The 20938-nt window shown below is 68.8% G+C and carries 21 protein-coding genes; 13 read left to right on the forward strand and 8 right to left on the reverse strand.

The annotated features are described in order from the left end of the window. Positions 1-83 precede the first annotated feature (83 nt). The 4 genes from DW298_RS01840 to DW298_RS01855 are packed head-to-tail and all read left to right on the forward strand — an operon-like array spanning position 84 to position 3109. Positions 84-710, forward strand: coding sequence for a PadR family transcriptional regulator (locus tag DW298_RS01840; RefSeq protein WP_136040808.1), 627 nt, complete (start codon positions 84-86; stop codon positions 708-710). Beyond that, entirely contained in the window at positions 707-2278 is a 1572-nt protein-coding gene (locus tag DW298_RS01845) for an MFS transporter (protein WP_275087527.1), read from the forward strand. Before DW298_RS01840 ends, DW298_RS01845 begins: the two co-directional genes overlap by 4 nt. Positions 2279-2291: 13 nt before the next feature. Beyond that, complete coding sequence (locus DW298_RS01850) at positions 2292-2528, forward strand: DUF2442 domain-containing protein (protein WP_240744979.1); 237 nt, start codon at positions 2292-2294, stop codon at positions 2526-2528. Positions 2529-2569: 41 nt separating this feature from the next. Beyond that, the gene (locus tag DW298_RS01855) at positions 2570-3109 is read left to right on the forward strand and encodes a GNAT family N-acetyltransferase (RefSeq protein WP_136040809.1); all 540 of its coding nucleotides are present in this window, start codon (positions 2570-2572) and stop codon (positions 3107-3109) included. A gap of 21 nt (positions 3110-3130) precedes the next feature. Here DW298_RS01855 and DW298_RS01860 read toward each other — a convergent pair whose 3' ends face one another. Beyond that, positions 3131-4348: an ROK family protein gene (locus tag DW298_RS01860; protein ID WP_136040810.1), complete on the reverse strand. Its 1218-nt coding sequence runs from the start codon at positions 4346-4348 to the stop codon at positions 3131-3133. Between the two features lie 135 nt (positions 4349-4483). Between DW298_RS01860 and DW298_RS01865 the strand changes: the two genes are divergently transcribed. The 7 genes from DW298_RS01865 (at position 4484) to DW298_RS01895 (ending at position 12185) form a co-directional block, all read left to right on the forward strand. Further along, positions 4484-5512 (forward strand): Gfo/Idh/MocA family oxidoreductase, encoded by a 1029-nt coding sequence (locus tag DW298_RS01865; RefSeq protein ID WP_240744982.1) that lies wholly within the window; start codon positions 4484-4486, stop codon positions 5510-5512. A gap of 96 nt (positions 5513-5608) precedes the next feature. Beyond that, entirely contained in the window at positions 5609-6937 is a 1329-nt protein-coding gene (locus DW298_RS01870; protein ID WP_136040812.1) for an extracellular solute-binding protein, read from the forward strand. A 13-nt stretch (positions 6938-6950) separates the two neighbouring features. Then, positions 6951-7877: a sugar ABC transporter permease gene (locus tag DW298_RS01875; protein ID WP_136040813.1), complete on the forward strand. Its 927-nt coding sequence runs from the start codon at positions 6951-6953 to the stop codon at positions 7875-7877. After that, positions 7870-8763 (forward strand): carbohydrate ABC transporter permease, encoded by an 894-nt coding sequence (locus DW298_RS01880; RefSeq protein WP_136040814.1) that lies wholly within the window; start codon positions 7870-7872, stop codon positions 8761-8763. Before DW298_RS01875 ends, DW298_RS01880 begins: the two co-directional genes overlap by 8 nt. Positions 8764-8765: 2 nt before the next feature. Beyond that, on the forward strand, positions 8766-9854 hold the full coding sequence (locus DW298_RS01885) for an ATP-binding cassette domain-containing protein (protein WP_136040815.1): 1089 nt from the start codon (positions 8766-8768) through the stop codon (positions 9852-9854). A 127-nt stretch (positions 9855-9981) separates the two neighbouring features. Further along, entirely contained in the window at positions 9982-11460 is a 1479-nt protein-coding gene (locus DW298_RS01890; protein WP_136040816.1) for an amino acid ABC transporter substrate-binding protein/permease, read from the forward strand. Next, positions 11457-12185: an amino acid ABC transporter ATP-binding protein gene (locus tag DW298_RS01895; protein WP_136040817.1), complete on the forward strand. Its 729-nt coding sequence runs from the start codon at positions 11457-11459 to the stop codon at positions 12183-12185. Before DW298_RS01890 ends, DW298_RS01895 begins: the two co-directional genes overlap by 4 nt. A gap of 207 nt (positions 12186-12392) precedes the next feature. On the opposite strand, the gene DW298_RS01900 is transcribed toward DW298_RS01895, so the two are convergent. From DW298_RS01900 to DW298_RS01915, 4 genes are all read right to left on the reverse strand, one after another. Continuing rightward, complete coding sequence (locus DW298_RS01900) at positions 12393-13733, reverse strand: MFS transporter (RefSeq protein ID WP_136040818.1); 1341 nt, start codon at positions 13731-13733, stop codon at positions 12393-12395. Next, on the reverse strand, positions 13730-14209 hold the full coding sequence (locus tag DW298_RS01905) for a helix-turn-helix domain-containing protein (protein WP_136040819.1): 480 nt from the start codon (positions 14207-14209) through the stop codon (positions 13730-13732). Before DW298_RS01905 ends, DW298_RS01900 begins: the two co-directional genes overlap by 4 nt. A gap of 277 nt (positions 14210-14486) precedes the next feature. Next, a complete protein-coding gene (gene purD, locus DW298_RS01910) occupies positions 14487-15764 on the reverse strand; it encodes a phosphoribosylamine--glycine ligase (RefSeq protein ID WP_136040820.1) in 1278 nt (425 codons plus the stop codon). A gap of 167 nt (positions 15765-15931) precedes the next feature. Beyond that, positions 15932-16606 carry a CoA pyrophosphatase gene (locus DW298_RS01915; RefSeq protein ID WP_136040821.1) on the reverse strand — a complete coding sequence of 225 codons (675 nt, stop codon included), beginning with the start codon at positions 16604-16606 and terminating at the stop codon, positions 15932-15934. 53 nt (positions 16607-16659) lie between these two features. On the opposite strand from DW298_RS01915, the gene DW298_RS01920 reads away from it, so the two are divergent. Next, positions 16660-17028: a sterol carrier family protein gene (locus DW298_RS01920; protein WP_136040822.1), complete on the forward strand. Its 369-nt coding sequence runs from the start codon at positions 16660-16662 to the stop codon at positions 17026-17028. Positions 17029-17036: 8 nt separating this feature from the next. On the opposite strand, the gene DW298_RS01925 is transcribed toward DW298_RS01920, so the two are convergent. From DW298_RS01925 to DW298_RS01935, 3 genes are read right to left on the reverse strand one after another with little or no spacing between them, the layout of a single operon-like run. Beyond that, entirely contained in the window at positions 17037-17810 is a 774-nt protein-coding gene (locus DW298_RS01925; protein WP_136040823.1) for a heme ABC transporter ATP-binding protein, read from the reverse strand. Continuing rightward, entirely contained in the window at positions 17807-18880 is a 1074-nt protein-coding gene (locus DW298_RS01930; protein ID WP_136040824.1) for an iron ABC transporter permease, read from the reverse strand. Before DW298_RS01930 ends, DW298_RS01925 begins: the two co-directional genes overlap by 4 nt. Further along, positions 18877-19983, reverse strand: a complete 1107-nt coding sequence (locus tag DW298_RS01935) for an ABC transporter substrate-binding protein (RefSeq protein WP_136040825.1) — start codon at positions 19981-19983, stop codon at positions 18877-18879. The genes DW298_RS01930 and DW298_RS01935 overlap by 4 nt, the downstream gene beginning before the upstream one ends. Before the next feature lie 164 nt (positions 19984-20147). Between DW298_RS01935 and DW298_RS19185 the strand changes: the two genes are divergently transcribed. Next, positions 20148-20938 (forward strand): hypothetical protein (locus DW298_RS19185; protein ID WP_205820219.1); only part of this gene is annotated, 791 nt, incomplete at its 3' end.

Below are 20938 nucleotides of genomic sequence, written 5' to 3' on the forward strand. Positions count from 1 at the left end.
GGCCGACCGACCGGCCGCTCGGTGGTCGGTCTTGTCGCTGCCCCCCGCGGGGCGTATAGTCCACATGGACTATTTGAGGTGATATGAAGAAGGATGCCGTCGATCGGCTCACCCCGATGGGGGTGATGGTGCTCGCGCTGCTGCGCGAGGGCGACATGCACCCCTACGAGATGGTGCGTCTGATGCGTGCCAGGCACGACGACCGACTGCTCACGATCACCAACGGGACGCTGTACCACACGGTCTCTCGACTCCACCGCGCCGGGCTGATCGACGAGCTCGGCATCGATCGTGACGGCAACCGTCCGGAGCGCACGACCTACGCCCTGACGGATGCCGGGCGCGATGCGGTCGTCGCGTGGGTGCAGCGCGAGCTGCCGCGCATCGATCGCCCGGCCGACTTCCGCGTCGCGCTCGCCGAGGCGCACAACCTCGAGCGTCCGGAGGTCCTGGATCTCCTGCGTGCGAGGCGTGCGGCGCTCGTCGAGGACCACGCCAGACACCTCGACGGCCTCGCGAAGGCCCGGCAGAAGAACGTGCCCGAACAGGTGCTCGTCGAGATCGAACGGCAGGAGGCCCTGCTGGACGCAGAGCTCCGCTGGCTCGACTCCCTCCTCGACCGCCTCGAGGCCCAAGTCCTGCCGTGGGGTCCCACGGCATTCCCGAACTCAGACCGCTACCGCGCTCAGCGAAAGGCTGCACAGCAATGACAGACACTCCTCGCGACGGAGACCGCCCACCGGTGTCCGCGCCCGCCACATCCGGTCCTTCGACCGGCACCTACTCCGTCGGGCACAAGCCCACGAGTCCGTGGCCTGCCCTCTGGGCTCTGGTCATCGGCTTCTTCATGATCCTCGTCGACACCACGATCGTGTCGGTCGCGAACCCGGCCATCAAGGCCGCGCTCGACCCCGACACGAACAACCTCGACAACGTCGTGTGGGTCACCAGCGCCTACCTGCTCGCCTACGCGGTGCCGCTGCTGATCACCGGACGCCTCGGCGACCGCTTCGGCCCGAAGAACATCTACCTGATCGGCCTCGCGATCTTCACGCTCGCCTCGCTGTGGTGCGGACTGTCGAACTCGCTCGAGGGACTGATCGTCGCCCGCGCCGTGCAGGGTCTCGGAGCGGCGTTCATGACCCCGCAGACCATGGCCGTGATCACCCGGACATTCCCGCCCGAGCGCCGCGGCGCCGCCATGGGTCTCTGGGGTGCGACGGCCGGTGTCGCCACACTCGTCGGTCCGCTCGTGGGCGGCCTGCTCGTCGACGGCTTCGGCTGGGAGTGGATCTTCTTCGTGAACATCCCGGTCGGCATCGTCGCGTTCGTGCTCGCCTGGCGTCTGGTCCCGAAGCTCGCCACCCACCCGCACCGCTTCGACATCGTGGGCGTCGTGCTCAGCGCCGTGGCACTGTTCCTGATCGTCTTCGGACTGCAGGAGGGCGAGAAGTACGACTGGGGCGTGATCTGGGGTCCCATCTCGGTGTGGAGTCTGATCATCGTCGGCCTCATCGTGCTCGGGCTGTTCATCGTGCAGCAGGCCAAGACCCGCAGCGAGCCGTTGGTTCCGCTCGAGCTGTTCCGCGACCGCAACTTCTCAGGTGCCAACGTCGCGATCGCCGCGGTCGGCTTCACGGTGACGAGCATGTCGCTGCCGATGATGTTCTTCCTGCAGTCGGCGCGCGGGCTCACCCCGACCGAGGCCGCGCTGCTGCTGATCCCGATGGCGGTGCTGTCGGGTGTGCTCGCCCCGGCGGCGGGCAAGCTGCTCGATCGGGTGGATCCGCGCATCATCCTGATCCCCGGTCTGCTCTGCGTCGCCGGCGCGCTCGTCTGGTACTCGGTCCTGATCAACATGGACACCCCGATCCTGATGTTCCTGCTGCCCTCGGCTCTGATGGGCATCGGCAACGCGGGCATGTGGGGCCCTCTCGCCACCACCGCGACGCGCAAGCTGCCGCCGCGCCAGGCGGGTGCCGGAGCCGGCATCTACAACACCACCCGGACGATCGGGTCGGTCATCGGCTCGGCATCCATCGCCGCGTTCATGCAGTCCCGGCTCGAGGCGAACCTGCCCGGTCTCGCCGATGCGCCGGCCGGCATCTCGACCGGGGGGACGCTGCCTCCGCAGGTGGCCGACGGGTTCGCGGCCGGCATGTCGCAGGCGATCCTGCTGCCGGCCTGCGTCATGGTGATCGCGCTCATCGCCTCGCTGTTCCTGGGTCGCTACGACAAGGCGGATGCCGCGGCTCCCTCGGCCGCGCAGCCGGAGTAGAAGGAGGCGTGGCATGATCACTTCGGTGGATGACGCTGTCGCGACCGGAGTCCTGATCGACGACCGCGAGCTGCACGTGCACATGAAGGACGGACGCACCATCAGTGTTCCTCTCGACTGGTTCCCGCGCCTTGTCGACGCGAGCGCCGATGAGCGAGCGGACTGGCGCCTGATCGGCGCGGGGGAGGGTGTCCACTGGCGGCAGCTGGACGAAGACCTCTCCATCGCCGCGCTGCTCCGAGGCCGCTGACGCGCTTTGCGGGGTATCGCGGAATGTGATGTCATCGGGCGATGACGATCGCACTCGTTCGACCGACCATCGACCTCTTCGACTCCTGGGCCGCGGCCGTGGCCGAGTTCGACGGCGGACACATCGACGGCGGCGGTTATGAGCAGGGGTTCGTGCCCGACCGTGCCGCATGCGAAGCGTTCGTCGAGAAGGCGGAGCTGTACGCCACTCCGGGTGCGGTGCTGCCCGAGGGGCACGTGCCGTGCGACTTCTTCTGGATCACCGAGGGCGACCGCGTCGTCGGGTTCATCGCGTTCCGGCGTGAGCTCAACGAGTGGCTGCGTCGCTTCGGCGGCCACATCGGCTACTCGACGATCCCGTCGCGGCGCCGGGAGGGAATCGTGCGCGAAGCCCTCCGCCTCGTGCTCCGCTTCGCGAAGTCCGAAGGCTACGACCGCGTGATGCTCACCTGCGACGACGACAACGTCGGCTCTATCCACACGATCGAGGGCGCCGGCGGGGAGCTCGAGGGCGTGATCGACGCCTCGGAGTCGGGGCAGCCGCGCGTGCGGCAGTACTGGATCGAGCTGTCGCCGGCCTGAGGATCCCCGGTCGCCCGCGGATCAGGCCTGCGTGCTGAAGACCGATGACAGCACCAGCCCGGCCCCGCCCAGAAGGGTGATCTGATCGGGGTCTTCGGCGAACATGACCGTTGGCGGCTGTCCGCGCTCCGGTGCCAGCTGGGTGACCCACGCCTGCAGAGCCATGCGCATCGCGTCGCCCCCCGTGCAGGCGTCGCCGTGCATGATGTAGTGGCCGGGTGCCAGGATCTGCTCGTTGTTCGCGATGCCTATCGCGAGGTTCCGGGCATACAGGTCGAGCAGGGTCGCCGCGTCCTCCGATCCCGACTCGACCAGTGCCGCGAGCGCGCGTGAGTCGAGCGTCTCCGCCTCGGGGAGTTTCGCCGCGGCTGCACGATCGCGGAGCCAGCCGAGCGTCGCGACCGTCTCCCAGCATCCGCGGCGTCCGCAGCGGCACAGAGCGCCGTCCATCTGCACGATGGTGTGTCCGGATTCCCCGCCGGCCCCGTTCTCGCCGCGCAGCACCTCGCCGCCGTGCATGATGCCGAAGCCCAGCGCCTCGCCCGTGTACACCGAGGCGAAGTCCTGGATCTCGCGTCCGAGACCGAACCAGCGGTCCCCGAGCGCCTGCACGCGGGGGTGGTGGTCGATCAGGGTCGTGGCGCCGAAGCGCTTCTCGAGAAGGGCGACGACGGGGAGGCCGTTGAGCCCGGGCGTGAGGTGCATCGAGATGACGCTGCCCGTGCTGGTGTCGACCATGCCGGCCGCCGCGACGCCGATCCCGACCAGCTGCTGGCCGGCGAAGCACCCGTCGGTGACCTGGTGAAGGGAGGTGATGATCTCCTCGGCGGAGGCGTCGCGGCTGTATGCCGCGTGGTGCATCTCGTGGATCGTGCCGTCGAACGCGATGCGCGCGGCGACGACGAAGTCGGGGGAGAGGTGCACGGCGCCGAGCCAGGGTCCATCGTTGCGGAACCACAGCGGGCGGGCGGGCTTCCCTCCCGCTTCCGACGGGGCGACGGGCTCGCCTTCGACGAGGGTGGCCGAGTCGAGCAGCGGCTGGAGGATGGTCGCGATCGTCGCGCGGTTGACGCCGAGTGATCGGGCAAGCTGTGCTCGACTGGAGGGGCCGAGGCGGTGCAGGGTCTCGAGCACTCGACGCCGGTTCGCAGCGCCGATGGCGCTGGTGGTGATGAGGGGCTTCCGCGCCGACTGGTCGGAGAACGCCAGGTCGGACTGAGATCTGCGGGACGGTGCCATCGCACCTGCCTTTCCGTTCGCGACGGGTGGCGGCGATGCTCCGTCTGCGGATCAGTTTACAAGGAAGAATGTATGGTTTAGTGTCATACATACCTCGCGGCACGCGGGTGAATCCATGAAGAAGTGGGGTTGGCAGTGAACCACAACAGGTCAGCACGAGTCGGAGTCATCGGCGGCGGAATCCGCGGCGGCATGTTCGCCCGGGCGCTCCAGGAGAATCCCGATGCCGAGCTCGTGGCGATCTGCGACCGGAGCCCCGCCGTCCTGTCGATGATGGTCGACCAGCTCGGCGTCCCCGGGTATTCCTCCACCGAGGAGATGCTCGCCGCCCACCCGGAACTGACCGCCGTGGTCATCGCCACCCCGGACTTCGCGCATCGAGATGCCGCCGTGCTCAGCGCCGGCGCCGGGCTCGACCTCATGATCGAGAAGCCGCTCGCTACCGAGGTCGGCGACGCGCGTGCCATCCTCGACGCGGCCGCCGAGTCCGGCTCGCGCGTCATGGTCGGCTTCGAGAACCGGTGGAACGTGCGTTACTCCTCGGTGCGGGACCGGCTCGGGGCAGACGGGGATCCGCGCATCAGCGCCCAGATCATCCACCTCAACGACACGGTGTTCGTGCCGACCGAGATGCTGTCCTGGTCGGCGAAGAGCTCTCCGGCCTGGTTCCTCATGCCGCACTCCCTCGACCTGGCCTGCTGGATCGGCCGCACTCGTCCGGTGTCGGTCTACGCAGTCGGCGCGCGCGACCGGCTCGCGGCTGGCGGCATCGACACCTGGGACCGGGTCAACGCGATCTTCACCATGGCGGACGGCTCCCACGTGGCCCTCAACTCGTCCTGGGTGCTGCCGGAGTCCATGCCCTCTGTCTTCGACTTCCGGTATGAGATCCAGGCGGCGGAGCACGTCGTGCACATCGACGGCGCCGACGACGGCGTGATCGACTACGGCGTCGAGCGCGGGCAGCTCGTGCAGTCCGCCGTGCACGAGCGCGGTGGACGTATCCACGGCGTGCCGATCGACATGGTGTCCGACTTCGTCCGCCTCGTGCGCGGCGAAGACGTCTCAGTGCCGGACGCCCGCGACGGTCTGCTCATCACGGCAGCCATCGAAGCCGTGCACACCGCCCTCGAGACCGGACAGGTCGTCGAGATCTCGGTCTGACCTCCTCCTCATCCCGCAACACCTTCATCCCGCAACACCGCGTCACCCCGAAACACACGCGATACCCCGACAGGAACTTCACGAAGGAGCAAGGAAATGAACGCATCATCGTCGATGAGCCAGGGCTTCTCCCGGCGCCAGGTCTTCCAGCTCGGTGGGCTGGCCGTGGGCGCGATCGCGCTCGCCGGCTGCACCCCGGGAGGCCAGAAGCAGAGCTCAGGCCCCCTCACCGCCGGCAGCGGAAAGCCGTCCGGCCAGATCAGCATCCTCGACGACAACACCAACAGCGTCTTCAAGGCCCGCGCCATCGCGGAGTTCGAGAAGAAGACGGGTATCAAGGTCGCCACCTATCAGCAGGGCAACTTCAACGACCTGCACGACAAGATGGCCACGATGTTCGCCGCCCAGGATTCATCGTTCGACGTCGTGATGACATGGGCGGGGTGGTCGGCCGAGTTCGGGCAGGCGGGTTGGCTCGAGGAACTCGACAAGTCCGTGATCCCCAAGGACCTGATCCAGCCGGCGCTCGATGCCGTGTCCTGGCGAGGCAAGGTCTACGGCCTGCCGAAGTTCGTCAGCGCCCAGACCATGTTCTGGAACAAGGACCTCTACGGCTCGGCCGGACTTGATCCCGAGGTCGGACCGGCCAACTGGGACGAGTTCGTGGCCGCGGCCAAGGCGCTCACCACGGGTGACCGGTACGGGTACGCGTGCGACATGGGCAACCCGGCCGGCGCGTACCAGAACTTCCTGCGCATGCTTCTGCTCAACGGGGGCGAGTTCTATGACGCCGACTACCGACCGACCTTCGCCGGAGATGAGGGTGTCGAGGCACTCACCAAGCTCGTCGAACTGCTGCAGGTGCACAAAGTGATGGACCCCTCGTCGTTGCAGATCACGAACGCCTCCGACCTCGCCGACCTGTTCGCGCGGGGCAACACGGGCATGGTGTTCAACTGGCCGTTCCAGTACGCGGTGGCGACGGCCGACGGCGCGGCGACGAGCGCGTCGACGGTCGGCAACGGACTGCTCCCCGGCATCTCGGTGCGCTCCGCATCGATCGACGGATCCGAGGGCTTCGCGATCAGCAAGTTCTCGAAGAACAAGGAGGCCGCGCTGGCGTGGCTGCAGTTCGTCACGACCGGTGATGTGCAGACCGACATCGTCGAGAAGGAGGGCTGGTTCCCCGTCTCGCAGACCGTGCTGGCCGACCCGGCGGCACGCGAGGCGCTGCCCATCCTCTCCACCTATGAGGAGTCCACCGAGTACGTCACCAAGCGCTATGGGACCCCCTGGTCCAACGAGCTCGATCAGGCACTCTCCGTGCAGCTCATCAACGCGATGAACGGCAAGACCTCTCCGAAGGAGGCTCTCGCCAGTGCACAGAAGACGGCAGAGGGCCTCGTGAACAAGTACCTGAAGTAGGGGCGGAACAGGGATGGGCGTGAACCTCGCCGAAAGGAGCCGACGGCGCGACCTGCGCTTCGGCCTGATGCTGATCGCCCCGGCGGTGCTCATCATCGTGATGCTGCTGGGTTATCCGATGGGGTACGCGGTGTTCATGTCGTTCCATGAGTGGAACGACAAGCTGGGGATGGAGCATCCGTTCATCGGGCTCGACAACTACGGTCAGCTGCTGACGGATCCTGCTGTCCACAGGGCGATGGAGCGAACCGCGTACTTCTCCGTGATCACGGTGATCGGGGGCGTGGCGCTGGCGGTCGCGATCGCGGTGCTGCTGAACCGGGAGTTCCGCGGGCGGACACTGGCCCGCGTGCTGCTCCTCGTTCCGTGGGCCGTGCCGCCGGTGGTCAACGGCATCATGTGGAAGCTGATCTTCGATGGCAGCACCGGTGTAGCGAACACGATCCTCCGGGGTCTCGGCCTCACCGACCAGAACGTGCAGTGGCTGTCCGACCCGGCGATCGCGATGAACATCCTGGTGTTCGCGGAGATGTGGAAGCTGCTGCCCTTCCTCTGCCTCCTGATGCTTGCGGCCCTCCAGGGCATCCCGTCGAACCTCTACCGGGCGGCGGCGATCGACGGCGCGGGGCCCTGGCGGGCTTTCTGGCGCATCACGCTGCCGAACATGCGGGGCGCGCTGATGTTCGCCCTCATCGTGCAGTCGATGTGGTCGTTGAAGGTCTTCGACACCATTTACGTGCTCACGGGCGGATCCGGCGGGCCGGCGGAGGGCACGACCACCATCAACTTCCTCGCCTATCTGGTGAACTTCAGCAACCTGGACCGCGGGTACGGCTCGGCGATGGCGGTGGGGATCATGATCCTCGTGCTCGTCGTTGCCGTGTTCTGGATCCTGCTGTTCGGCGGATTCCGTCGGAAGAGGGGAGAGGCGCATGCCTGACCTGACCACCACCGCCTTGGTGACCACCGACCGCCCCCGTGCCAGGCGGGTGTCGCGCCGCGGACGTCGACGCCTCACGGCCATCGTGTGCGCCGTGCTGCTCATCCTCGTGATGGCGTTCTTCCTCGCGCCGTTCCTGTGGATGTTCGTGTTCAGCGTCTATCCCGCCAGCGCGCTGCAGGGCGGCACCCCCGACCTGTCGCCGTCACTGCTCACCGTGGACTCGTACACCCGGCTGCTGTCGGACGGGAGCTTCCTCACCCCGATGGCCAACTCGGCCATCGTGGGGCTCTCCACGACCATCATCTGCATGACAGTCGGGGCGGCCTGCGCCTATGCGATCGCGCGGTTCCGCTTCCGCGGTCGTCAGCCGCTCCTGCTCAGCATGATGACGGTGCAGGCGATCCCGGTGATCGTGCTGGCCGTGCCGCTGTTCATCCTCCTCCGCTCGGTCGGCCTGTACGACCAGCTTCTGGGACTGATCGCCACCTACACGGCGTTCATCCTGCCGCTGGTGATCTGGATGCTCGTGGGGTTCTTCGAGGACATCCCGCCGAGCCTGGAGCGGGCGGCGCGGATCGACGGCTGCAACAGGCTGCAGATCATGTACCGGATCGCGTTCCCCCTGGCTGCTCCTGGCATGGCGGCCACCGCGATCCTGGCGTTCATCACGAGCTGGAGCGATTTCTTCCTGGCGAAGGTGCTGACTTCGAACAATGCGGTGACCCTTCCGGTCGAGACCGCGGCGTTCCAGGGGCTGTTCGCCATGGACTACACATCCGCGGCGACGGCAGGGGTGATCACGGCCATCCCGGTCCTGATCCTGACGCTCGTGGCACAGAAATGGATCATCCGCGGCATGACCGAGGGTGCGGTGAAGGGCTGATAATGGCACAGATCGAATTGGTGGGCGTCGAGAAGTCGTACGGACGCCCGAAGCGGGGTCAGGAGGCGCGAAAAGCGGTCTCCGACCTCAGCTATGTGATCGAGGACGGGCACTTCGTCTCCCTTCTCGGGCCATCCGGCTGCGGCAAGACGACGACGCTCAACATGATCGCCGGTCTGGAGGACATCTCCGGCGGCGAGATCCTCATCGACGGGCGACGCGTCGACGACCTGGATCCGGACAAGCGGGACCTCGCTTTCGTGTTCCAGGACTACGCGCTGTACCCGCACATGAGCGTCTACGAGAACATCGCTTTCGGGCTCCGGATGCGGCACGTCGCGAAGGACGAGATCGACCGCCGCGTCGTTGATGCGGCGGGCCGCCTCGACATCGGCCACGTGCTGGACGTGAAGCCGAAGAGCCTGTCCGGAGGGCAGCGGCAACGCGTGGCCCTGGCGCGAGCGATCGCGCGGCGTCCGGCGGTATTCCTGTTCGACGAGCCGTTGTCGAACCTCGACGCGCTCCTGCGCGATCAGACGCGCAGCGAGCTCAAGATGCTGCATCGAGAGCTCAACGCCACCAGCGTGTACGTGACGCACGATCAGGAGGAGGCGATGACGCTCTCCGACCGGATCGCCGTCATGAGCCGCGGCCGGCTCGAGCAGTACGGCAGCCCGTTCGAGGTCTACCACGAGCCGGCGACCGAGTTCGTCGCGTCGTTCGTCGGCAAACCGCGCATGAACTTGTTCACCGTGCAGCGGCAGGAGGCGGGGCGCTACGTCCTGCTGGACACGACGCTCTCGCTCGATGTCGGTGACATCGCTCAGGCGGAGATCCGTGCCGGCCTCCGTCCGGAGGAATGCGGGGTCCGTGCGCCGTCGGTCGGCGAGCAGCCGCACGGGCATGTCGTCGCTGTCGAGCCCCTCGGCAACGTCTCGGATGTGCACGTCGCGGTCGGTGACCTCGACTTCCTGGTGCGTGTACCTGGGTTCGGATCCTACGGTGTGGGTGATGCCGTGATGATCGTCCACGAAGGTGCTCGATTGCACTGCTTCGACGTGGAGACGGGCAGGCGGATCGCCTCCGACTGAGCGGCGCATGCCCGGTACCCGGCCCGCCTCCGACGCCCGACGGAGGCGGGCGCGCGCCGAGGCGGCGACTAAGGTGGATGCTCGGCGATCGTCCGGTCGCATCATCCGATCCCGAGGAGCACACGTCGTGATCCGAAATCCATCCGCCGCGACCGGCCGCCTGCGCCGATCTGTGCGCCGCGCCGGTGCGGCCGCACTCGTCGCCTTCGTCGCCGTGGGAGCGCTGCTCGCCGGCGCCGCCCCTGCCACCGCCGCCGATGACGGCGAGAAGTACGTCATCGGCACCGACACGACGTTCGCCCCGTTCGAGTTCACGAATGCGAACGGCGACCTCGTCGGCATCGACATGGACCTGCTCCGTGCGATCGCGAAGGATCAGGGCTTCGAGGTCGAGATCCGCCAGCTCGGATTCGACGCCGCCGTGCAGGCGCTGCAGTCGAACCAGGTCGACGCCGTCATGGCCGGCATGTCGATCACCGAGGCGCGGCAGGAGACCTTCGACTTCAGCGAGCCCTACTTCACCAGTGGCATCCAGCTGGGCGTGCTCGAGGAAAGCGACATCCAGTCCCTCGACGACCTCGACGGCAAGGCCGTCGCCGTGAAGACCGGCACGCAGGGTCAGACCTTCGCCGAAGAGAACAAGGACGAGTACGGCTTCAAGGTCACTCCGTACCAGGACACGACCGACATGGTGGACGCCGTGAAAGCGGGCCAGGCTGTCGGCTACTTCGAGGACTTCCCGGTGCTGGCCTACGGCATCCAGCAGGGCTCCGGCTTCCGTCTGATCGGCCAGCCCGAGCTGGGTGGCGAGTACGGCTTCGCGGTCAACAAGGGCGAGAACCCCGAGCTGATCGAGATGTTCAACGAGGGTCTCGCGAACCTGAAGGCCTCCGGCGAGTACGACGAGATCGTCGACACCTACCTGTCCGGCGGCGAGGAGTCCGCGCAGCCGACCGACATCATCTCGGTGGCCGTCGAGTACTGGCCCGCGCTCATGCAGGGGCTCTGGCTCACGATCCTCGCGACGATCGTCGCGATCGTGGCCGCGTTCATCCTCGGCATCATCTTCGGGTTCGGCCGTCTCGCGAAGTTCGCTCCCCTGCGCTGGATCTCCACCGCGTACGTCTACATCTTCCGCGGTACCCCGATCCTCATCCAGGCGTTCTTCGTGTTCTTCGCGATCCCGCAGCTGATCCCCGATCTGAAGTTCGATCCGTTCGTCGCCGGCGCGATCACGCTCTCGCTCAACACGGGTGCGTACATGACCGAGATCATCCGCGGCGGCATCCAGGCGGTCGATCCCGGTCAGAACGAGGCCTCGCGTTCGCTGGGCCTCAGCCACTGGAAGACGATGCAGAAGGTCGTGCTCCCGCAGGCGTTCCGCATCATGATCCCGTCGTTCGTGAACCAGGGCATCATCACCCTCAAGGACACGTCGCTGATCAGCGTCATCGGCCTCGCGGAGCTGACGTTCGTGTCGCGCCAGATCATCGCCTCGACGTATCTTTCGGCCCAGGTGCTGACGATCGTCGCCATCATCTACTTCATCGTGATCACGCTGCTGACGCTGCTCGCGAACCGCCTGGAGAGGACGTTCAACGCATGAGCAAGATCGTGGTGCAGAACCTGCACAAGTCGTTCGGCGACAACGAGGTGCTCAAGGGCATCGACCTGGCGGTGGAAGACGGCGAGGTCGTCGCGGTCATCGGTCCGTCGGGGTCGGGGAAGTCCACGCTGCTGCGCTGCCTCAACAAGCTCGAGGAGCCGACGTCAGGGCACGTCATCATCGACGGCGTTGACCTCACGGACAAGAGCGTGAAGCTCGACGAGGTGCGTCAGCGCATCGGCATGGTGTTCCAGCACTTCAACCTGTTCCCCCACATGACCGTGCTCGAGAACATCACCCTCGCGCCGGTCGAGTGCGGCAAGATGACCAAGGCTCAGGCGCGCGAGCGTGCGCTGGCGCTGCTGGAGCGCGTCGGCCTGTCGGAGAAGGCGGACGCGAAGCCGGCATCCCTCTCCGGTGGTCAGAAGCAGCGCGTGGCGATCGCCCGTGCGCTAGCGATGGATCCCGAGATCATGCTGTTCGACGAGGCGACGAGCGCCCTCGACCCCGAGATGGTCGGCGAGGTGCTGCAGGTCATCCGCGACCTGGCCTCGGGCGGTATGACGATGGTGCTGGTGACGCATGAGATGGGCTTCGCCCGCGAGGTGTCCGGACGCACGGTCTTCATGGACGGCGGCGTCGTGGTCGAGGAGGCCCCGCCCGCCGAGCTCTTCGGTGCCCCCAAGAACGAGCGCCTGAAGGACTTCCTCTCGAAGGTGCTCTGACCCTCCCTCCCGGGGGTCGAGCGGCCCCTTCGCCTCCGTCGAGTGCACGGGTTCGCGCCGAGTGCACGGGCAGTTCACGTGAACAGGCCGTGCATTCGGCAGCATCCCGTGCACCGGAGGCGACGGGGATGATGGCGCGGGGACGCCGGGGCGGATGCCGGGGCGGATCCCGGGGCGGATGCCGGGACGGTGGGGAAACGGGACGGACTACTCGCGGGCGCGGGCGGGGGTGGGGTGTCGACGGATCGTCGCGCTGACCAGCGCCGCGACCGCGCAGAGGCCCGCGGCGGCGAACCACGCGAACGTGTATTGACCGGTGTGGTCGCGCACGATCCCCGCGAGCACGGAGGCGATGCCCGCGCCGATCTGGTGCGCCGCGAACACCCAGCCGAACACGAGCGGTCCCTTGTCGCCGAAGACCTCACGGCACAGCGCGATGGTCGGCGGCACGGTGGCGACCCAATCGAGGCCGTAGATGACGATGAACACGATGATGCTCGGCTGCACCTCGGCCGAGAGCAGGCTCGGCAGGAACAGCAGGCTCACCCCGCGCAGCGCATAGTACGCGGCGAGGAGGATGCGCGGGTTCACGCGGTCTGTCAGCCAGCCCGAGAACACGGTACCGACGATGTCGAAGATGCCGACCACCGCGAGGAGACCTGCCGCGGTCGTGGTCGCCATCCCGTGGTCGTGCGCGCTGGGGATGAAGTGCGTGCCGATGAGTCCGTTGGTGGTCGCACCGCAGATCGCGAAGCCGATCGCCAGCGCCCAGAACGTCTTCGTGCGCGCGGCCTCCCGCAGCGTGGTGAGGGCGAGCTTCGCGGCTCCCCACGCCGTTCCGCGGAGAACCGGCGCCGGCGCCACGGTGGGAGTGGTCTCCCCATAGCGGGCGACACCGATGTCGCTCGGGCGGTTGCGCAGGAAGATCCAGACGAGAGGCATGACCGCGAGGGCACCACCCGCGATGATGAGCGAGGCCCCGCGCCATCCGACGTCTTCGGCCGCCGCCGCGATCACGGGCAGGAAGATGAGCTGTCCGGTCGCACTGCCCGCCGTCAGCACGCCGGAGACCAGTCCGCGCCGAGTGGCGAACCAGGTGTCGGTGATGGTCGCGGCGAACACCAGCGCCATGGATCCCGTGCCGAGCCCGATCAGCACACCCCAGGTCAGGATGAGCTGTCCGGGTGTGGCGACGAACACGCTGAGTGCCGCGCCCGCCCCGATCACGAAGAGTGCGACGACCGTGACGGCGCGGATGCCGAAGCGCTGCATGAGGGCGGCGGCGAACGGGGCGATGAGGCCGTAGAGCAGCAGGTTGATCGAGACCGCCAGCGACAGCTCGGCCGTGCTCCACCCGAACTCCTCTTCGAGCGGCACCATGAGCACGCCGGGGGCTGCGCGGAATCCGGCGGCTCCGATGAGGGCGATGAGGGCGACGAGGGCCACGGTCCACGCCGGGTGGAAGCGGCGCTGACGCGCGCGGACGGGCTTGGCGGTCGGCTCGGCGGTCGGCTCGGCGGTCGGCTCGTCCACCGATTCGGCGGTCATGCCGCGCGCCCGGCGTGGAGCGCGAAGGGCTCCCCGCCCATGCTGCGTCGTGCCCAGCGGGTGCTGTCGGCGTCGAGCGGCGCCGCACAGGTCGCGCACCAGTCCACCGACTCCGAGACGTCGCCGCACCGGCTGCAGCTGACCGTCAGGCCCCAGGACCCCCTCGGGTCGGTGATGCGGGAGAAACGTGCGTAGGCGTGCAGGATCGGGAGCGTCTGGCGCCCCGCGTCCGTCAGCCGGTAGCCGCTGCGGGCGTCGTCGGGTTCTTCGCGCGCGACGAGGTCGGCCTCGCCCATCGCGGTCAGTCGCCGGGAGAGCACCGAGTCGGCCGCGCCGGTCGCCTCGCGCAGCTGCTCGAAGCGGGTGCGACCCGAGAAGAGCTCGCGCAGGATGAGCAGCACCCACGGGTCGGCGAGCACATCGGCGGAGTGAGCGATCGGGCAGGTCGAGGACGACCAGTCGGAGCGGAGCGGCATCCATCCACTTTCTTGAAGAAAGCTCGCCGCGTCAACCGCGACCTCGACGTTGGCAGGATTCGCGTCGGGATTCGTCCGAAATCACGCGCCACCGCTGCCGTGGGCGCCGGATGCCGAGTGCACGGGATACTGTCGAGCGCACGGGGCGTTCTCGTCGAGATGCCGTGCTGTCGCGGACAAGCCGTGCGTTCGCCGAGGCGGCAGAGTCGCGAAGCCGTGCACTCGGCGAGGCGTGCAGGCGCAGGTGCAGGGCGTGCGGGCGGCGGGGCGCCGCGGGCTAGTCCGCGACGCGGGCGGCGATGTCGGTGCGGTAGTGCGAACCGTCGAGGCGGATGCGGGCGATCGCCTCATACGCCCGGTCGCGCGCGGTGCGGAAGTCGGAGGCCACGGCCACAACGTTCAGCACGCGCCCACCCGTCGCGATGAGCGATCCGCCGGGAGCATCCGGGCTCGCGGTCGCGGCGTGCACGAGGCGGACGCCCTCGACGGCCGCGGCGTCGGCCAGACCCTCGATCGGGCGCCCGGTCTGCGGTGCCTCGGGGTAGCCCTCGCTGGCCAGCACGACCGTGATCGCCACGTCATCACTGAACTCGGGCTCCGGCTGGTCCTCCAGGGTGCCGGATGCCGCGGCGAACAGCAGCTGCGACAGCGGGGTGACCAGGCGGGGCAGCACGATCTGCGTCTCGGGGTCGCCGAAGCGCGCGTTGAACTCGATCACGCGCACGCCCGCCGGGGTCAGGATCAGGCCCGCGTAGAGAAGCCCGATGAACGGGGTGCCCTCCGCGTCGAGCTGGCGCACCACGGGGAGCGCCACGTCGCGCGTGACCTCTTCGACGAAGGCCTGCTCGCTGCCGAACTGGTCGGCGAGCCAGGGCAGCGGGGAGTAGGCGCCCATGCCACCCGTGTTGGGTCCGGCGTCGCCGTCGAGTGCGCGCTTGAAGTCCTGGGCGGGGCTGAGCGCGCGCACGGTGTCGCCGTCGCTCAGGAAGAACAGGGAGACCTCGGGGCCCGAGAGGAACTCCTCGATGAGCACCGGGCCGGCGGGGAGGTACTGCTGGGCGTGGGCGAGGGCTTCGGCGCGATCGGACGTGACGATGACGCCCTTGCCGGCTGCGAGGCCGTCGGCCTTGACCACGTACGGTGCGCCGAGATCGTCGAATGCGGCCTCGACCTCGCTCGTGCTGGCGGCGCGGACAGCGCGTCCGGTCGGCACTCCGGCGGCATCCATCACCCGCTTCGCGAACGACTTCGAGCCCTCGAGCTGTGCTGCGGCCTTGCCCGGTCCGAACACCGGGATGCCGCGGACGCGCAGGGCGTCGGCCACTCCGGCGACGAGGGGGGCCTCGGGCCCGACGACGACCAGATCGATCGCGTGCTCGTGGGCGAAAGCGGTGACCGCTCCGCCGTCGAGAGGGTCGACCGAGACGGGGGTCGCATCCTGCGCGATGCCGGCGTTGCCGGGAGCGACGAAGATCTCGTGCTCCGTCTGCTCGGCCCGCAGGGCGAGGATGATCGCGTGCTCACGGGCACCGGAACCGAGGACGAGAATCTTCACGCGTCCAGACTACCGAGGCTCGCGCTCCGGGTTTCGGCGCGTGGCGCGTTCACAACTCAGGAGAAACTCGCCCGGTCGGCGGCCGGCAGCGGCGTGTCGGGCCCGATTGGCACGTTCTTGAGGAGTTATGAACGGGAAGCGGCCGAGACTCCGCGCCGCAGACCGGCTCAGAGCTCGATCACACGCTCCACCGATGCGTCCCAGGGAACGGTCCATCCCGCCGCGTCGAACAGCGCATCGAGCACCATCGCGGTGAAGCCCCACACGATCGTCCCATCGACGTCGAACGCCGGTCCGCGGAAGGTGCGGCCCATCCGCGTGAGTGTCGAGGTGAACCGGGTCGCGGGGTCGAGCAGTTGCGCGACCGGAACCCGGAACACTTCGACCGTCTCGGCATGGTCGACGGCAACGACCCTCGATGGCGACTGCCACCAGGCGAGTACGGGTGCGACGAGGTGGTTGCTTGCAGCGAGGGGGATCACGGGCAGCGTCGCCAGGATCTCGACGCCGGCCGGATCGAGCCCGGTCTCCTCCTCGGCCTCGCGCAGCGCCGTGGCGACCAGATCCGCATCGTCCGCCTCGACTCGGCCTCCGGGGAACGACACCTGTCCCGGATGGGAGGAGAGGGTGGGCGCTCGCCGCTGCAGCAGTACGTCGAGGTCGCGGGCGACGGCGGCGTCGGCTGTCGCGGCGGGCGTGCGGTCCAGCACCCCGAACAGAATGAGCACCGCGGCATCGTGCGCGTTGTGCGGGTCGGCGAGGGGCGGGATCCGGACGCCCCAGGAGTGGTCGGCGACGGCGGCGAGCAGCTCGGCGCGGGCGCCCTGCGGATGCATGCTCATGCGTCCGAGCTTAGGACGCGTCGGGAGCGCGTGGCCGGTTCTAGGCTGGGGGAATGGCCAGGAAGATCGACATCATCGACGGGCGGGTGGCGCTGGATGCCGTTCGCGCTGCCGATGCCGCCGGCGCGAAGCCGCAGCGGACCGACCTCGCCACGGCGGTGCGCTACCTGTTGCAGCTGCTCGACGAGAAGGCTCCGGGAAACAGTGTCGAGGTCCGGGTGCCGCCCTTCGGCGCGGTGCAGGTGATCCAGGGCCCCCGCCACACGCGCGGCACCCCGCCGAACGTCGTCGAGATGGATGCCGCGACGTGGATCGCCGTGGCCACCGGCATGGAGCCCTGGGCGGATGCCGCAACAGCGGGCCGCATCCATGCCTCGGGAACGCGCGCGGATCTCAGCGACGTGCTCCCGGTGCGTCCCTAGTCGACCACTCAGCGCCGCGCGACCACCAGCGGCACTCCCGTCGCGGGGTGCGGGAACACGTCGACCGCCTGTCCGTAGACCTGCTCGATCCGTTCGGCCGTGAGCACCTCGGCCGCCGGCCCCGTCGCCGCGACCCGGCCGTCGGAGAGCAGTGTGACCCGGTCGGCGTGCGCGAGCGCGGCGTTGAGGTCGTGCAGCACGATCGCCACGGCGATGCCGGCATCCGCGCGCCCGCGGATCAGCCGCATGACGTCTTCGTGATGCTTGAGGTCGAGGGCGGCGGTCGGCTCGTCCAGCAGCAGGATGCCGGTGCTCTGGGCGATCACGCGGGCGAGGGCGACGCGAGCGCGCTCGCCGCCGGAGAGTGAGGGCACCGCGCGGGCTTTGAGGGCGGTCACCTCGGTCTGCGCCATCGCGGATGACACCAGCTCGTCGTCTTCGTCGGCCGCGGGCGTGCGTGCCCACGGCGTCCGCCCCATGCGCACGACCTGCTCGGCGCTGAACGGGAACGTGACGGAGTTCTCCTGCAGCAGCACGGCCCGCTCCCGGGCGAGGAGGCGGGGCTTCACGCGTTCGATGGGCTGACCGTCGATCTCGACCGTGCCCGCTTGCGCGCTGACATCGCCGGCGAGAACCCCGAACAGGGTGGACTTGCCGGCGCCGTTCGGGCCGACGAGTGCGTGGATCTCCCCGGCGTGGATCTCGATGGACGCGTCGTCGAGGATCATCCGCCCCTCACCGACGCGCACCGTGAGCCCCGCCCCGCGGAGCCGCACGGTCACGCCCATCCTCCGGAGCGACGGCGCGTGCGCACGAGCAGCCAGAGGAAGAACGGCCCGCCCACGAGCGAGGTGATCATGCCGATCGGCAGGTCGGCGAGCGGAACGGCCGTGCGCGCGACAAGATCGGCGACGGCGATCAGCAGCGCGCCACCGAGGGCCGACGCGATCACCAACGGCAGGTGGGCGGGGCCGATCAGCATGCGCATCAGGTGCGGCACGACGAGTCCTGCGAAACCGATGATTCCGGCGAACGCGACGGCCGCGCACACGAGCAGGGCCACGGTCACGATGACCACGATCCGCAGCAGCTCGACGTTGACGCCGAGGTGCCGCGCGGTGCGCTCGCCGAGGGCGAAGAGATCGAGGCTGGGTGCCACGATCAGTGCGACGACCACGCCGATCAGGACCAGCGGTGCGACCAGCTGGATGTTCGACCACAGCGCGCCGTTCAGCGACCCGAGCTGCCAGAACACGATCTGCTCGCGCGTCGACGTGGTGCCGAGGAAGGTGAAGAAGGCCAACCCCGCGCCGGCGATCGCGTTGATCGCGATGCCGGTGAGCAGCAGTGTCACGACCTCGGTGCGGCCGCCGGATCGGCTGATGAAGTACACCGAGAACACCGCGATCAGCCCGCCGGCGAACGCGAATGCCGGCGTGGTCCACATGCCGAAGGTCGCCAGGCCGAACGTGATGCTCGCCGCCGCGCCGAGTGCCGCGCCCGAGGAGACGCCGACGACACCGGCATCCGCGAGCGGGTTGCCGAAGATCGCCTGCATGAGCACGCCCGAGACGGCGAGTGCGGCGCCGACGAGGAGCCCGAGCACGATGCGCGGCATCCGCAGGTTGAAGATCACGCCGTAGTCGGTGGATGCCGAGGGCGCCCAGGCGGTGTCGATACCGATGCCGCGCAGCAGCACGCCGACGAGCGAGGTGGGGGACAGGTCGTACTGCCCGCTCGTGATCGAGACGACGCAGGTGATCGCGAGTGCGACGACCAGGCCAGCCGTCACCAGGGCGAAGCGCAGCCCCCGGTGCCTGGTCGGCGTCGGTGTGACGACCTCCCCGGTCACTTCGCGGGCTCGGGGGTGTACAGGGCGCGGGCCAGGGCGCCGATCACATCGGCGGTGCGCGGGCCGAAGCTCAGGATCTCGCTGTCGGCCATGTCGATCACGCGACGGTTCGCTCCGGCGGGCGTCTCGGCGACGGCGGGGATCCGTTCGATGAGCCCGTCGATGCCGCCGACGGATTCGAGTCCGTCGGTCATCATCACGAGCACATCGGGCTGCGCGGCGACGAGGGCCTCCGCGGTCATGGGCTTCATGCCCTCCCAGCCGATCTCGGCGGCGACGTCGACCCCGCCCACCGCGTCGATGAGGGAGTCGGCGCCGGAGTCCTCGCCGAAGATGTAGTAGACGTTCGCGCTGCCGCGCACGTAGAGGAAGAGCATCCGCGCGCGATAGGCCTCATCCGCGGGCACGACTTCGGCGATCTCGGCGAGCGTCTCGTCGACCGAGGCGTCGAGCCGCGCGATGAGCGCCTCGCCCCGGCTCGGCACCCCCAGGGCCGTCGCGATCTCGGTGACCAGCTCGTCGGTGGTGTCGAGCCGCCGGTCGCTGGAGATCACCACGACCGCGATGCCCGCGTCGCGCAGCTGCTGACGAACCTCCTTCGGACCGATCGTGGTGTCGGTGAGGACGACGGTCGGCGCGAGTTCGAGGATCGCCTCGGCGTTCAGCGTGTGACCGGTCTTCGTGACGACCGGGAGGTCTTCCGTGCCGGCGAAGACCGTCGACGCGTCGCGCCCGACCACCTGGTCGCCGAGTCCGAGGGCGAAGACGGTCGAGGCGATCGTGCCTGAGATGTCGATCGGGAGGATGCGGTCGACGTCGGTGATCTCGATCTCTCGGCCCTCGCTGTCGGTCACCGTCACCGGGAGCGTCGGCGCGGTGTCGTCATCGACTGCCTCGATCGCGCGGCTGGAGAGGCACGCGGTGGAGGGGCCCTCATGCCCGCGGACGTCGTCGATCACGTCGAGCGAGGCGAGGGGAGTGGATGCCTGCGGGCAGGTGTCTTCTGCGGCGGCGGGTGGTGCGGCGGTCGCTCCGGGCTCGGCGCACGCGGTGAGACCCATGGCGAGAGCGGCGACGAAGAAGACGGCAAAGACGCGACGCATTAGGCAAGGCTATCCTAAAACTTGACGGGCGCTGATTTGCACCTCTACGCTCAGGAACGGCGGCTTGCTTAGCCAAGCCTAACCAACATCCGACCCTTCGCCCGACTGCATTGCGGCACCGCCGGCGCGCGTGCTCTTCTGCGTGCCCGGAGCCGTGGAGAACCGTGAACGCCACAGCCACAGCATCCTCAGGGAGCACCCGCATACGCGTGCTGCTCGCCGCTTTCGTCTCCTTCCTCCTCGTCGCCGCCGGTGCGGTGATCGTCCCGCCCGCGCATGCCGCCGGAGCCGCGGTCACAGCGACGGTCGCCTCTGCGACCACCTCCGGCGTGAGCGCGCAGGTGCAGGTGAGCGGCCTGCCGGAGGTCCAAGGCGCCTATGCGGCCCTCATCGTGAAGGGCACCGAGGCCGGACTCAGCGGCAGTGGCGGATACGCGGCGTTCGTGATGCCGACGGTCGCGGCGGGGGCGAGCACGTTCACTCTCGATGCGCCCGCCGGCTCGCTCGATCGGACCAAGTCCTACGAGGTGCTCGTCTGGCAGAAGCACTCGAACCCGAACGAGACGACGATCTACGGTCGCGGCGACGTCGCGATCTCCGCGGGGCAGTGGAACGCCGTGTTCGGACCCGTGCCCACTGACCCGGGCGCCGACCCCGGAACCGACCCGGGCACGGACCCCGGCACTGATCCGGGGACCGACCCCGGTACGGATCCCGGCACGGACCCGGGTACGGATCCCGGCACCGATCCCGGCACCGACCCCGGCACGGACCCGGGTACGGATCCCGGCACCGACCCGGGCGAGACGCCGTTCTCTCCGGCGATCGAGGTCTTCCTGGCCGACGGCAAGACCCCCGCGACGGGCAAGGCTCTCAAGGCCGGCGACGAGATCGTGGTGAAGGGCTCCGGCTACGACCCGGCGGCCAACGTCGGAGGCCGCGGCGTTCCGATCCC

Source organism: Microbacterium sp. A20 (genome assembly GCF_004794515.1).
In the GTDB taxonomy this organism is placed as follows: domain Bacteria; phylum Actinomycetota; class Actinomycetes; order Actinomycetales; family Microbacteriaceae; genus Microbacterium.

What these genes read in the sequence shown, in the direction of transcription:
- DW298_RS01840 (WP_136040808.1), top strand. Translation starts at nt 84, where the DNA reads ATGAAGAAGGATGCCGTCGATCGGCTCACCCCGATGGGGGTGATGGTG.
- DW298_RS01845 (WP_275087527.1), top strand. Translation starts at nt 707, where the DNA reads ATGACAGACACTCCTCGCGACGGAGACCGCCCACCGGTGTCCGCGCCC.
- DW298_RS01850 (WP_240744979.1), top strand. Translation starts at nt 2,292, where the DNA reads ATGATCACTTCGGTGGATGACGCTGTCGCGACCGGAGTCCTGATCGAC.
- DW298_RS01855 (WP_136040809.1), top strand. Translation starts at nt 2,570, where the DNA reads ATGACGATCGCACTCGTTCGACCGACCATCGACCTCTTCGACTCCTGG.
- DW298_RS01860 (WP_136040810.1), bottom strand. Translation starts at nt 4,348, where the DNA reads ATGGCACCGTCCCGCAGATCTCAGTCCGACCTGGCGTTCTCCGACCAG.
- DW298_RS01870 (WP_136040812.1), top strand. Translation starts at nt 5,609, where the DNA reads ATGAACGCATCATCGTCGATGAGCCAGGGCTTCTCCCGGCGCCAGGTC.
- DW298_RS01875 (WP_136040813.1), top strand. Translation starts at nt 6,951, where the DNA reads ATGGGCGTGAACCTCGCCGAAAGGAGCCGACGGCGCGACCTGCGCTTC.
- DW298_RS01880 (WP_136040814.1), top strand. Translation starts at nt 7,870, where the DNA reads ATGCCTGACCTGACCACCACCGCCTTGGTGACCACCGACCGCCCCCGT.
- DW298_RS01885 (WP_136040815.1), top strand. Translation starts at nt 8,766, where the DNA reads ATGGCACAGATCGAATTGGTGGGCGTCGAGAAGTCGTACGGACGCCCG.
- DW298_RS01895 (WP_136040817.1), top strand. Translation starts at nt 11,457, where the DNA reads ATGAGCAAGATCGTGGTGCAGAACCTGCACAAGTCGTTCGGCGACAAC.
- DW298_RS01900 (WP_136040818.1), bottom strand. Translation starts at nt 13,733, where the DNA reads ATGACCGCCGAATCGGTGGACGAGCCGACCGCCGAGCCGACCGCCGAG.
- DW298_RS01905 (WP_136040819.1), bottom strand. Translation starts at nt 14,209, where the DNA reads ATGCCGCTCCGCTCCGACTGGTCGTCCTCGACCTGCCCGATCGCTCAC.
- DW298_RS01915 (WP_136040821.1), bottom strand. Translation starts at nt 16,606, where the DNA reads ATGAGCATGCATCCGCAGGGCGCCCGCGCCGAGCTGCTCGCCGCCGTC.
- DW298_RS01920 (WP_136040822.1), top strand. Translation starts at nt 16,660, where the DNA reads ATGGCCAGGAAGATCGACATCATCGACGGGCGGGTGGCGCTGGATGCC.
- DW298_RS01935 (WP_136040825.1), bottom strand. Translation starts at nt 19,983, where the DNA reads ATGCGTCGCGTCTTTGCCGTCTTCTTCGTCGCCGCTCTCGCCATGGGT.